The sequence below is a fragment of the Segatella sp. genome (assembly GCF_977051555.1).
Genome location: NZ_CDRSSE010000030.1, coordinates 1 through 14000, shown reverse-complemented (window position 1 = coordinate 14000; position 14000 = coordinate 1). Strand labels below are relative to the sequence as shown.

11 protein-coding genes are annotated in these 14000 nt (G+C 47.2%); 5 read left to right on the top strand and 6 right to left on the bottom strand.

Annotation, left to right across the window (positions count from 1 at the left end):
• Positions 1–116 precede the first annotated feature (116 nt).
• From ACWJAO_RS08315 to ACWJAO_RS08300, 4 genes are all read left to right on the top strand, one after another.
• Entirely contained in the window at positions 117–1073 is a 957-nt protein-coding gene (locus ACWJAO_RS08315) for a methylenetetrahydrofolate reductase (protein ID WP_449139911.1), read from the top strand.
• Positions 1074–2186: a DNA polymerase III subunit gene (locus tag ACWJAO_RS08310; RefSeq protein WP_449139910.1), complete on the top strand. Its 1113-nt coding sequence runs from the start codon at positions 1074–1076 to the stop codon at positions 2184–2186. It begins immediately after the preceding gene.
• Between the two features lie 88 nt (positions 2187–2274).
• Positions 2275–3666 (top strand): regulatory iron-sulfur-containing complex subunit RicT, encoded by a 1392-nt coding sequence (gene ricT, locus ACWJAO_RS08305; RefSeq protein ID WP_449139909.1) that lies wholly within the window; start codon positions 2275–2277, stop codon positions 3664–3666.
• Positions 3667–3686: 20 nt separating this feature from the next.
• Positions 3687–4169 (top strand): gliding motility lipoprotein GldH, encoded by a 483-nt coding sequence (locus ACWJAO_RS08300; RefSeq protein WP_449139908.1) that lies wholly within the window; start codon positions 3687–3689, stop codon positions 4167–4169.
• Between the two features lie 43 nt (positions 4170–4212).
• Here the strand turns inward: ACWJAO_RS08300 and rodA are convergent, their stop codons facing one another.
• The 6 genes from rodA to ACWJAO_RS08270 all read right to left on the bottom strand — a co-directional run bounded on the left by rodA (position 4213) and on the right by ACWJAO_RS08270 (position 10854).
• Entirely contained in the window at positions 4213–5676 is a 1464-nt protein-coding gene (gene rodA / locus ACWJAO_RS08295; protein WP_449139907.1) for a rod shape-determining protein RodA, read from the bottom strand.
• 31 nt (positions 5677–5707) lie between these two features.
• Positions 5708–7558 carry a penicillin-binding protein 2 gene (gene mrdA / locus ACWJAO_RS08290; protein WP_449139906.1) on the bottom strand — a complete coding sequence of 617 codons (1851 nt, stop codon included), beginning with the start codon at positions 7556–7558 and terminating at the stop codon, positions 5708–5710.
• Between the two features lie 63 nt (positions 7559–7621).
• Positions 7622–8119 (bottom strand): rod shape-determining protein MreD, encoded by a 498-nt coding sequence (gene mreD, locus ACWJAO_RS08285; protein ID WP_449139905.1) that lies wholly within the window; start codon positions 8117–8119, stop codon positions 7622–7624.
• A 29-nt stretch (positions 8120–8148) separates the two neighbouring features.
• Entirely contained in the window at positions 8149–9021 is an 873-nt protein-coding gene (mreC, locus tag ACWJAO_RS08280) for a rod shape-determining protein MreC (RefSeq protein ID WP_317600484.1), read from the bottom strand.
• A gap of 31 nt (positions 9022–9052) precedes the next feature.
• Positions 9053–10075: a rod shape-determining protein gene (locus ACWJAO_RS08275; protein ID WP_006847875.1), complete on the bottom strand. Its 1023-nt coding sequence runs from the start codon at positions 10073–10075 to the stop codon at positions 9053–9055.
• A 185-nt stretch (positions 10076–10260) separates the two neighbouring features.
• Complete coding sequence (locus tag ACWJAO_RS08270) at positions 10261–10854, bottom strand: IMP cyclohydrolase (RefSeq protein ID WP_089544052.1); 594 nt, start codon at positions 10852–10854, stop codon at positions 10261–10263.
• A 451-nt stretch (positions 10855–11305) separates the two neighbouring features.
• On the opposite strand from ACWJAO_RS08270, the gene clpB reads away from it, so the two are divergent.
• Complete coding sequence (clpB, locus tag ACWJAO_RS08265) at positions 11306–13822, top strand: ATP-dependent chaperone ClpB (protein ID WP_449139904.1); 2517 nt, start codon at positions 11306–11308, stop codon at positions 13820–13822.
• The last annotated feature ends 178 nt before the right edge of the window (positions 13823–14000 follow it).

The window sequence follows — 14000 nt, the reverse complement described above, 5'->3', positions numbered from 1 at the left end:
TCCCCACCTGATAATATACGTTTTTTCTTTATAAATATTACGTTCAACATGCGGTTTTCCCCCATTTTTTTTGTAAATTTGCACCAAAATAAGAAGATACATAGAATTTAGGTAATATGAACATAGCAGATTTTCTACATCAGCAGGGCGACAAGCGAGGCTTTTCGTTCGAGGTTTTACCTCCGCTGAAAGGTAACGGAACAGCAGCACTCTTCCGTACCATCGATGCGCTGAGCGATTTTGGTCCTCGCTTTATCAACATCACTACGCACCATAGCGAGTATGTATACAAGGAACTGGAAAACGGTCTCCTCACCCGCCAGCGTGTGCGCCGCCGACCTGGCACCGTAGCCATCGCAGGCGCTATACAGAATAAGTACGACATACCTGTCATCCCTCATATTATCTGCAGCGGTGCTACGAAGGAAGACATCGAGTACGAACTGCTCGACCTCCAGTTTCTGGGCATCAGCAACATTCTCGTTCTGCGAGGAGACAAGGCGAAAGAAGACCGGCAGTTTACACCAACCGAGAATGGTCATACCCATGCCACTGACCTCCTGAAGCAGGTGAATCAGTTTAATGAAGGTTTCTTCTTTGATGGCACACCCATCAAGCACCCAGGCGACAAGTTCTGCTGCGGTGTAGCCTGCTATCCGGAGAAACATGAAGAGGCGCCAAACCTCGAAATGGATATGCAGCATCTCCTGGAGAAGCAACAGTTGGGCGCAGCGTATGCCGTTACCCAGCTCTTCTACGACAACGAGAAGTTCTATGCTTTCGTTGAAAAGGCGCGACAGATGGGCGTAACCATCCCTATCATTCCTGCCATCAAGCCTTTCGCCAAGTTGAGCCAGCTCACTGTAGTGCCGAAAACCTTCCACTGCGATATTCCTGAAGAACTCGCACAGGAAGTATTGAAATGTAAAACCGACGAAGATGCCAAGCAGCTCGGTATCGAGTGGACAACCGCTCAGGTGCAAGATCTCTTCGAACATGGTTACAACAATGTTCACTTCTTCACCGTATCGGCTGTAGACAGCGTCAAGCAAATAGCAAAAATATTGTTTTAAATGCAAAGAAATGAAGTTATAGGTCAGCAAGAAGTTTGGAACCGTCTTATGGAGATGGTTCAGGAGAACCGTTTGCCCCATGCGCTGATGTTCTGCGGCCCGCAGGGTTGCGGCAAACTGGCGATGGCATTGGCTTTTGCCAGCTATCTTCTGGGCGATTCACCGATGCTCAGGAAATGGGAACATCCGGACCTCCACTTCACCTTTCCTACCATCAAGACCGCCAATATGGGCAGCGAACACAAACCGGTGAGCCTCGACTTCATCAAGGAATGGAGAGAGCTGCTGCTTTCTAAAGGTCCCTATATCCAGATTAGCGACTGGATGCTGAAGATGGGCAAGACGGATGCCGACTATAACAAACAGGCTATCATCACTGCCGAAGAAACCGATGCCATCTCTCACGAACTGATGATGATGTCGAGTCAGGGCGGATATAAGATAAGTCTGATATGGCTCCCGGAACGTATGAACATCCAGAGTGCCAACAAGATATTGAAACTGCTGGAGGAGCCGCCACGCCAGACGGTATTCCTGCTGGTAAGCGAGAATCCGGAACTGCTGCTCGAAACCATCAGAAGCCGTACGCAGCGTATCGACTTCAGGAAGATAGAAACCGCCGAGATGGAAAAAGCGCTGATAGAACGGAGGACACTGGAGCCAGAAATGGCACACCGCATAGCCCGTATCGCAAACGGCAACTGGAATCTTGCACTCGAAGAACTGGATGCAGGAAACGAAAACCGGCAGCATCTCGACATGTTCATCATGCTGATGCGACTGGCTTACATGCGCAAGATCGGTGACCTCAAGAAGTGGACCGATGTGATAGCAACCTTCGGAAGAGAAAAGCAGAAACGCATGCTCGACTACTTCATGCACATGCTCAGAGAAAGTTTCATGTACAACTTCCGGAATCCGGAACTGAGCTACATGACGCAGGATGAGGAGAACTTTGCCAAGAACTTTGCCCGCTTCATCAACGAGGCAAACATCATTGACATCTCCAACCTCTTCGAAGACAGCAAGCGCATGATTTCGCAAAATGCCAATGCCAAAATCGTTTTCTTCGATATGGCGCTCAAAATCATCGTACTCCTTTTAAGGAAGTGAAAAGTGAAGAATTCAAATGAATAACGGGGCAGATGACTGGTCATTATTCATTGTACATTATAAATTATACATTATAAATTAGATTATCGTGGATTACAAAAATATGAAATTCAGGATGTGTAACGGCTGCGACCGTGGTCTGTGCGCTAAGGGCGTAGGAAGACAGAACAAACAGCTCAACACATACGACTGGCTTGCCGATGTACCCGGCAATGCTGAAAGTACTGACCTCGTGGAGGTACAGTTCAAGAATACCCGTAAGGGATATTACCACAATGTGAATAACCTCGACCTGAAGAAGGGCGATATAGTGGCGGTAGAGGCTAACCCGGGTCACGACATCGGTGTGGTTACGCTGACCGGAAGACTGGTAAAACTCCAGATTAAGAAGGCAAACCTCAAGTCGCAGGATGATATCAAGCGTATCTACCGTATCGCCAAACAGGTGGATCTTGACAAATGCAAGGAGGCTAAGAGCCGTGAACACGGCACCATGATACAGAGCCGCCAGATAGCCAAAGATCTAGGACTGAAGATGAAAATAGGTGATGTAGAATATCAGGGAGACGGCAACAAGGCCATCTTCTATTACATCGCTGACGAACGTGTAGACTTCCGCCAGCTCATCAAGGTTCTTGCCGATACCTTCCATGTACGCATCGAGATGAAACAGATCGGTGCACGACAGGAAGCAGGCCGTATCGGTGGAACGGGTCCTTGCGGTAGAGAACTCTGCTGCGCTACCTGGATGAAGAACTTCATCAGCGTAAGCACCAATGCAGCACGCTACCAGGACATCTCTCTGAATCCTCAGAAACTTGCCGGTATGTGCGCCAAACTGAAGTGCTGTCTCAACTACGAGGTAGACAGTTATGTAGAGGCTAGCAGAAAGTTACCTCCTAAGGATGCCGTACTGCAGACAGCCGATGGTGACTTCCATCAGTTCAAGGTGGATATCCTGGCTGGTCTTATCACCTACTCTTCTGACAAGAACCTGGCTTCCAACCTCGAAACCATCAGCATCGAGCGTGCCAAGGCTATCATCGAAATGAACCGTCAGGGCGAGAAGCCATTGAGTCTGCTGGAAGACGGTAAGGCAAAACCTGTAGCCAAGCCAATCGACCTGCTCGCCGAAGCTGATTTGAGCCGCTTTGACAAGGCTAAGAAAAAGAAGAAGAAGAACAACAAGAACAAGGGACCTCGTCAGCAGGAGAGAGACAACAAGCCTCAGAAGAACGAGAACCGCGCGCAGAATGGAGACAACAAACCTCAGAAGAATGAAGGCAAGCCAAACAACCAGCGCCGCGACAACCGTAATCAGGGTAAGGGTGACAACCGCCAGTCAAGAAACGACAGACGACCTAACAAGGGCAACAGGCCGCAGAATGGCAACAAGCCACAAGGCAACAACGCCCCTCAGAATGGCAACAAGCCACAGGGCAACAACGCCCCACAAGGCAATAACGCCCCACAAGAATAAAGAATAGGAGCTAGAAAAAGATGAAAAAGATAGTTTATTTCATCGTTTTGACAGCGATCGTTCACATTCTCTCTGCCTGCAGCGGTTCGACCGTATACGATGAGTATGCCCATACACCGATTGCAGGATGGGAGAAGAACGACACCCTATCATTCGAAGTATCACCTCTACTCGAGGCAGGGCATTACAAGCAAAGCCTAGGACTTCGCATTACAGGTGCCTATCCGTTCATGGGGCTTACGCTCATCGTAGAACAGACGGTTTATCACCGAAACAGAAAGATACCGGGCGAATGCAAGATAGATACGGTCAACTGCCAGCTGATTGACAACAACGGCATAACCAAAGGACAGGGTATCAGCTACTATCAGTATAACTTCCCTATCAACATCTATCAGATGCATCAGGGCGATTCCATACACGTAGCCATCAGACATGATATGAAAAGAGAAATCCTACCCGGTGTGAGTGACATCGGTATCAAGATTTCCAAGATACAATAAAAAAAGAGTGAACAGATTCATCAACAATCTGTTCACTCTTTTTTTAACTTCTCACTAAATTCCTTCCCGCATCAATTCTCAAGAAGATGAAAAGAAGGATGGTAAATCCCCATAACGAACTACCACCATAACTGAAGAACGGCAGCGGAATACCGATAACCGGCGTTAATCCCAACACCATTCCCACATTAATAAACAGGTGGAATAGGAATACCGACAGGACACAATATCCGTAGATACGCCCGAACTTATAAGGTTGCCGCTCAGCCAGATGCATCAACCGCAATATCAAAGCCAGGAATAGCAGCAGCACACCAGCCGAACCGAGGAAACCTTCCTCCTCGCCTACCGTACAGAAGATAAAGTCTGTATCCTGCTCAGGCACGAACTTCAGTTTGGTCTGCGTACCATTCAGGAAACCTTTTCCCTGAAGTCCGCCGGAACCAATGGCAATCTCACTCTGATGCACATTATATCCCGCACCAGCCAAATCTTCATCCAGTCCCAACAATACGTTGATACGCACCCGCTGATGAGGTTCCATCACATGATTCAACACATAATCGGCTGAATAGAAGAAAGCGATACTTCCCAACGAGAAGATCGAGATGAGGAAGTAATTCCGGAACCGGGTTCTAAGACCGTGATAAACCAGGAATCCAATGATCATAGCACACAGGAAGAGCTGGATCCACACAATATCAAACGGAATGACATAGGTAGAAAAGAGCACGAAGAGCAGCGTAATGCCTACCGAATAACCCAGGATAATCAGCGCCTGTTTCTTATTGCCCGTATAGGAGTTCACCATGCCCGCGGTAAAAATCTGCACCAGCAGAAGCACGACAAACTTACCCACAGAAGTATAGGTATCCCACATCATTACGTTCTCATACTTCACACCCACTACGAAGTAAGCCACCATCGACACGCCGGTAAAGAGAATGGCACCCGGCATTCCTTCGCGGTAAAGCATGAGGAAGAATGAAAGATAAACCAAGGCTGAACCGGTTTCACGCTGACCTACGATACAGAGCATCGGCAGAACGATGATGCCTACGGCTGCCATGAAATGTTTCAGGTTCTGCATACTGAAACCATAGCTTGACATAAACTTGGCTACCGCCAGAGCCGTAGCAAACTTACCAAACTCAGCCGGTTGCAGTCGGAGCGGTCCCAGCACCAGCCAGGAGTGGGAGCCCTTGATGCTATGCGGATTGAATATCGTAGCAAAGAGCAAGAGTACCAGGATGCCATAGATGACATACGAGAAGGTATCGTAAAACCGGTCATCTAGCAGCAGGATTACCAATCCCAGTGCTATGGATGTGCCTATCCATATAATCTGCATACCCGAGCGGGCACCCAGACTGAATATCTCGTTGTCACCATAGTTATAGCTGGCTCCACAGACGCTCACCCATCCGAAGATGAGGAGTACCAGATAAATACCTATCGTCCACCAGTCAAGTGAAGCAAGCACACTAGGTTGTTTATTATCGATCATAATCTATAAACTATCAACTATTAACTGAAAACTATCTACTGCTTAATCCGTAGGCGATTCTACGGGCCTGCATCTCTGCAGCCCTGCGCTCAGAATCAGGAGATAACTTACCCTTGAGATACTGTTCCATCATCAGACCACCGATAGGCACACCATAGTCAGCACCCCAACCACCATTCTCTACATACACGGCAATGGCAATCTTCGGGTTGTTCATCGGAGCAAAGCCCATGAATACAGAGTGGTCATGACCACGGTTCTGTGCCGTACCCGTCTTGCCGCAAGCTTCGAAATCGTAGCGGCCGAGCAGCTTACAGGTTCCCTTCAGCGCCGAACTTCTCATACCGGCTACCACATAGTCGTAAGCCCGTCGGGAAGCCTTGGTATAATGGCGTCGGGTATAGAGCGTATCAAGCGGTTCACCCTTCACCTTTCTCACTACATGAGGCACATAATAGTATCCCCTGTTGGCGATGGTAGCACCCAGGTTGGCTATCTGCAACGGCGTAAGGTTAACCTCACCCTGACCGATAGAAATACTGATTACCGTCAGTCCGTTCCATGAACCTTTGTAAGCCTTATCATAGAACTGGGCATTCGGAATGAGACCGCGTTTCTCGCCAGGCAAGTCGATGCCCAACTTATATCCGAATCCCATGCTCACCATATAATTTTTCCATACGGTCATCGCATTCTGTACGCTGCCATACTTCTTGCGGTTACCTAGCATATAGTAAAGACCCCAACAGAAGTAACCGTTACAAGAGGTACTGATGGCATCAACCAGCGAAATAGGCGACGGGTGACCATGACAGCCTACATGCAGACCCTTATAAGAGAAACCATGATTACATGGGAATGCTGTTCCCGGTGTGATGATACCTTCAGTAAGATAGGTCAGCGCCTGGCTGGTCTTAAAGGTAGAACCCGGAGGATACTGCCCCTGAATACTACGGTTCAGGAGCGGTTTCCAAGGATTCTGCGAGAGCCACTTGTGCATCTTACCGCGGTTTCTACCCACCAGACGTCTCGGATCGTAAGAAGGAGAAGAAACCATAGCCAGCACATCGCCCGTTCTAGGATCGATGGCAACGATACTGCCGATTTTACCCTGCAGCAGACGTTCGCCCAAGGCTTGCAACTTCACATCCAATCCCAGCGTCAAGTCCTTTCCTGCCACAGGTTTCCGGTCGAGTTTACCATTCTGATAGCTACCCTGAATTCTTCCGTGGGCATCTCTCAGCATGATCTTCACACCCTTCTCACCACGCAGCTGCTTCTCATAAAACTTCTCGATACCCAGTTTTCCGATATAGTCACCAGCCTGATAGTAGTCATCATCTTCAATATCGCTTTCCGAAACCTCACCTACATCACCCAGCACATGGGCTGCATAAGGGTAGGTATATTCTCTGACGGTACGTTTCTGGACATAGAAACCGGGGAAGCGGAACATCTTCTCCTGGAACACACTGAAATCTCTGTCGCTCAGCTGTCCCATAAAAAGCTGTTGGGTATAGCGCGAATAGCCCGGATTTTTAGAGCGGTCCTTGATATCGTTCATTCGCTTGATAAAAAACTCTTTCGTAATACCTAGCGAATTACAGAAATCCATCGTATCAAGCCTGCCGCTCTCCTCGTTCATGACCACCATCAGGTCGTAAGACGGCTGATTATACACCAGCAGCTTACCATTACGGTCGTAAATGGCACCACGGGCAGGAAACTCAATACGCTTCAAGAAGGCATTACTGTCGGCATTCTTCTTGTAGTCGTCGCTCATAATCTGAAGCGTAAACAGACGAATCATGTAAATGACCACAATAGCTATGGCCACTCCACCGATAACGTATCTACGTTTTTCAAGATTGTAATCCAACATACCTTATTATATATAGCAAACTAAAAATCGTGTTCTTTTCTCTCTCATCACTTTTCCGGAATCTTACTTCCTGAAACTTTCTGTCGCCATCACCAATATATAAGTGATAACCGTACTTCCGCCTATACATTCCAACCAGTGAACCCAATTAAAGAAATTGAATGTTTCGAGTGTAAAGAACAATAGATTATAAACGAGAATGATAATAAATACGTACCAGCAATATGCACCTACGCCGATAGAACGCATGGACGGTTCCAGATCGTCGGCGCTGTCACGCGGTACGAAAAGTTCAAACAAAAAAGGTTGTAGCAGTCCCACGGCTGTCATCGAAGCTGCTGCAACACCTGGCGTATTGGCAAATACGTCCACACAAAGCCCCATCATAAAGCACCACAATAACACCGCCCATTTAGGATGGTTGCGGCGGAAATGCAGTACCATAATGATATACAGCAAGGGGGTGGCACAATTGAATAGATGAATATGATTAAACACCAATCCCTGCACCAGCACGAGCACCACAAAGGTAGCTAGTCTTTTCACTAAATCTATACTCATTGCTTTTTATATCCTCTTACTATACGTCATTATTGATTATTGTCTCCATTTGATCCGATGCTATCCTCTGCTGCACGCATAATCTCCAAACGCTCTTTCATGGCGCTATCATCAATTACACACACATCACGCAGACGGGCAAAATCGGTAGAGAGGCGAAGTTGTACGCGATACGACAGACCATCGGCAGAGTTGAACACGTGCAATATTCTGCCCACTCTCACTCCAGGAGGGAATACTGCAGAATAGCCACTCGTTACCACATAGTCACCCAATTTGAAGTGAGCATGACGTGGCACCTCTTCCAGATAGGCAAGGTCTGACACACCACCCTTCCAGCGCAGATAGCCAAAATAGCCTCTATTCTGAATCATACAACTGATGTTCGACTTCGTGTTCAATACCGGAATCACGATAGCGTAATGTTCTGCTACCAGATACACGATACCCACCACACCAGTACCGCTGATGACACCCATATCCTTGTGGATGCCATCCGCACTACCCTTGTCAATTGTCATCAGGTTGCCGGGTTTATCGATACTATTCGCCACCACCTTAGCCGGAATCAGACGATAGTTTCTCAGCAATGCAAACTGATCACGATGGTAGATGCTGCTGTCCTTGGTCACGCTCACGAGACTGTCGGAAAGTTTCTGCACCTCCTGTTCGAGATACGCATTGCGCTGTGTCAGTTCCTGGTTCACCTTGGTAAGCGAGAAGAATGTTTCTACATTCGCATCCCATTCATACAACTTACCCGTTACGGCATTAGCCGAGGAGAACCAGGCACTGCCCTGATAGCTGTTATACTGAAACAACAGCACCATACTCACCACCTCAAGAATCAGGAAGACAAACCAATGGTTGTATTTCGCTAAAAACTCTAAAAGGTTGCGCATACTTTATTCTTAATATTAGAATAAGTTCTGATTATCTCATCAAGAATGAGAAACGGTCTACATTCTTCAACGCAATACCAGCACCCTTGGCAACACTGTGCAATGGATCTTCTGCGATGTGGAATGGGATATTGATCTTATCCTGCAGACGCTTGTCGAGACCGCGGAGCAAAGCACCACCACCAGAGAGCCAGATACCATTCTTCACGATATCGGCATAAAGCTCAGGAGGTGTATTCTCCAATGCTGAGAGTACAGCGTTCTCAATCTTAGCCACTGTCTTATCCAGGCAGTGGGCAATCTCCTGGTAGCATACAGGCACCTCCATAGGCAACGCTGTAATACGGTTAGGACCATGTACGATGAAATCCTCTGGAGCCTCATCACCCAGATCGGTCAGAGCTGAACCCACATGAATCTTGATACGCTCAGCCATACGCTCAGAAACCTTCACGTTGTGCTGACGGCTCATATATTCCTGGATATCGGCAGTAAGGTCGTCACCAGCTGTACGGATGGAGTTGTTCGATACGATACCACCCAATGAGATGACAGCGATTTCGGTAGAACCACCACCTATATCAACAATCATATTACCCTCTGGAGCCTCAACATCGATACCGATACCGATAGCGGCTGCCATTGGCTCAAAAATCAAATATACATCACGTCCGTCAGCATGCTCGGCAGAGTCGCGCACAGCACGAAGCTCAACCTCGGTAGAACCTGAAGGTACACCGATAACCATACGGAGTGAAGGAGAGAAGAGACGGCTACCTGTATGAACCATCTTAATCAATCCACGCATCATCTGCTCACAGGCAGTAAAGTCGGCAATCACGCCATCACGCAATGGTCGGATAGTACGGATATTATCATGAGTCTTCTCGTACATCATCTTAGCCTTCTCGCCCACAGCAATCATCTTGTCGGTACGGCGGTCAAGGGCTACAACAGAAGGTTCATCCACTACAATCTTATCATCACTGATAATGATGGTATTGGCTGTACCCAAGTCCATTGCGATTTCCTGAATAAATGAAAAAAATCCCATTTTGTTTCTTAAATCTATATTATTTTAAGCTTAAAATTTTCTTTTTTATTTAAGGAGTTAAGGAGTTAAAGGAGCATAGAAGCCACGGCAACAGTCTGTCATACATGGAGGATAGAATCCCCGCAGACACTTGGCCTGACTTCTTCCACTTCTTAACTCCTTAACTACTTTATTTTCCCGAGAGTTTACTTAGCAAACCATGCATGGATTGCAGTATCGTAGTGAGAGCTTACACCGAATGCACGCTCTGCAAACATCTTGCGGTCTTCGATATCTGTCTCAGCACCCTTCTTCTTCAGGATATCGAGCAATACGCTGTATTCAGCCTTGCTAGGAACGATCACCACGTCCTTGAAGTTTTTGGCACCTGCACGAATCAAAGAGATACCGCCAATATCGATTTTCTCGATGATATCAGCATCGCTAGCACCACTAGCTACAGTCTGCTCAAAAGGATACAAGTCTACGATGACGAGATCGATAGAAGGGATTTCGTATTCCTTCATCTGCTCCTGGTCACCCTCGTTGTCACGGCGAGCCAAGATACCTCCAAATATTTTAGGATGAAGAGTCTTTACGCGACCACCCAAGATAGATGGATAGGTAGTGACATCCTCAACTTTCTCGCATTCATAACCCAAAGATTCGATAAACTTCTGGGTACCACCAGTACTCAGGAACTTTACACCCTCTTCATTCAACTTGGCGAGCAATTCGTCCAAGCCATCCTTGTGGAAGACAGACACCAACGCTGTCTTGATTTTCTTTGTTTCAGCCATTGAACTTATAAATTATAATTTATGATGGTGCAAAGGTACGAAGATTATTTTGATTACACAACATTTCCCCTCATAAAATAGCATTATTTAAAGGATATTTAAAAGATAATTGAGAGAAATCAAGAAATAAGCAATCTGAGCGAATTCTAATCCTATCATTTCTTCGCATACTGAACTTTCGCCAGTAAGCCCCACACGCCTGAAAGGAACCTGGGTCTTCAGCCCGTACTTAAACCTCCTTCTTCTGTCATTCTGTCCGGAGACATCTCTTATTTCTATCTTTTATCTACCCAAAACAAGACAGATTGTCAGCAAACCATTGATTTTCAACAAATAGGCATAAGTTTCGCTAAAGGATGGGAGGAACGCACCGGGAGGTTTCCAAAGAGATGTTTCCGGGGCTAATCCAAAGAACAGAATTATGAATATATAATAAGAAAGGAGATATAATATGACATTCGACAAATTTACAATCAAGGCGCAGGAGGCGGTACAGGAAGCCGTAAACATTGCGCAGCGAAATGGTCAGCAAACCATCGAACCGGTGCATCTGCTTAGCGGTATTCTTGAAAAGGCTACCGATGTGACCAACTACATCTTCCAGAAGCTGGGCATGAACGGACAGCAAATCGCCATGCTCTTGCGTCAGGAGATGCAACATCTGCCTCGTGTGCAGGGTGGCGGGCAGCCGTACCTCAGCAACGAGACGAACCAGATTCTGATGAATGCCGAAGATACCGCCAAGAAAATGGGCGACGAATTCGTTAGCGTTGAGCCTATCCTGTTGGCTATCGTACAGGGCAACTCTACTGCTGCACGTATTCTGAAGGATGCTGGTGCAAATGCAAAAGATATGCTCGCTGCCATTCAGGCACTGAGACAAGGTCAGAACGTAAAATCACAAAGTGCTGATGATAACTATCAGAGTTTGGAGAAATATGCGAAAAACCTTGTAGAACAGGCAAGAAGCGGTAAGCTGGACCCAGTTATCGGACGTGATGAGGAGATCAGAAGAGTGCTCCAGATTCTGTCACGAAGAACCAAGAACAACCCTATTCTGATAGGTGAACCTGGTACGGGTAAGACTGCTATCGTAGAAGGTCTTGCCGAACGTATCGTACGTGGTGATGTACCGGAGAACCTGAAGAACAAGCAGCTCTATTCTCTCGATATGGGTGCACTGGTAGCCGGTGCTAAATACAAGGGAGAGTTCGAGGAGCGTCTGAAGAGCGTCATCAAAGAGGTAACCAATGCCAACGGCCAGATTATCCTCTTCATCGATGAGATTCATACCCTGGTCGGTGCTGGCGGTGGCGAAGGTGCCATGGATGCAGCCAACATTCTGAAACCAGCGTTGGCTCGTGGTGAACTGAGAGCCATCGGTGCTACTACCCTCAACGAGTATCAGAAGTACTTCGAGAAGGATAAGGCTCTGGAGCGCCGTTTCCAGACCGTCATGGTGAATGAGCCTGACGAGGTGGATGCCATCAGTATCCTCCGTGGTATCAAGGAGCGCTACGAGAACCATCATAAGGTACGTATCCAGGATGATGCCTGCATCGCAGCCGTCAAGTTATCAGAGAGATACATCTCTGACAGATTCCTCCCAGATAAGGCAATCGACCTGATGGATGAGGCAGCAGCCAAACTGAGAATGGAGCGTGACTCTGTACCAGAAGAACTGGATGAGATTACCCGCCACTTGAAGCAGTTGGAGATTGAGCGCGAGGCTATCAAGCGCGAGAATGACCAGCCTAAGATTCAGCAGTTGGATAAGGAAATTGCTGAATTGAAGGATCAGGAACATGACTTCCGTGCTAAATGGGAAGGCGAAAAAGCACTCGTCAACAAGATTCAGCAGGATAAGCAGGAGATAGAAAACCTGAAGTTTGAGGCTGAACGCATGGAGCGCGAAGGCAATTACGAACGCGTAGCTGAAATCCGCTATTCTAAACTGAAGGCTCTTGAGGATGACATCAAGAAGATTCAGGAGCAGCTGAAGAGTACACAGGGTGGCGCAGCGATGGTCAGAGAGGAAGTTACTGCCGATGATATCGCTGAGGTTGTAAGCCGCTGGACGGGAATACCTGTAAGCCGTATGATGCAGAGTGAGCGTGAGAAACTGCTCCATCTGGAGGAGGAACTTCATAAGAGAGTCATCGGACAGGACGAGGCTATCACTGCTGTAAGTGATGCTGTACGTCGCTCCCGTGCCGGTTTGCAGGATCCAAAGCGTCCTATCGCCAGCTTCATCTTCCTCGGTACTACCGGTGTAGGTAAGACGGAACTTGCCAAGGCTCTGGCTGAGTATCTGTTCAATGATGAGTCTATGATGACCCGAATTGATATGAGTGAATATCAGGAGAAGTTTAGCGTAACTCGTCTGATCGGTGCGCCTCCGGGGTATGTTGGCTACGATGAAGGTGGCCAGTTGACCGAGGCTGTACGTCGCAAACCATACAGTGTGGTTCTCTTCGATGAGATTGAGAAGGCGCATCCTGATGTATTCAATACTCTGTTGCAGGTATTGGACGATGGTCGATTGACCGACAACAAGGGTCGTGTAGTCAACTTCAAGAACACCATCATCATCATGACTTCCAACGCAAGCCGTGAGATGTTGCGCAAGACATTCCGTCCTGAGTTCCTGAACCGTATTGATGATATCATTACCTTCAAGCCATTGACCCAGGAGCAGATTGCCGAGGTTGTAGAACTTCAGATGAAGCGAGTAAAGAAGATGTTGGAGCCTCAGGGCTTTGAACTTCGCTGGACTCCTGCAGCTATCCAGTATCTGGCAAAGGTTGGATACGATCCAGAGTTTGGTGCCCGTCCTGTAAAGCGCGCTATCCAGGATTACGTCTTGAACGACTTGAGTAAGAAGATTCTTGCAGAAGAGGTTAGTAGAGAGAAGCCAATTACCATCGATCATACAGATGCAGAGGGATTGGTCTTCAAGAACCAATAATTCCAGCAGATAATCTATCCGCAGGATACAGGTTTTAATCATAAAGATAATGGGGGTGTGTCATAAGTCTGTGACGCACCTCTTTTTATTTTTTGCCTTTTCACAGATACGAAATCTTTAAAAAATATTTTTATTTACAACAAAGCCCAAACTTTCACAAGCTCGGGCTTTGCCTTTC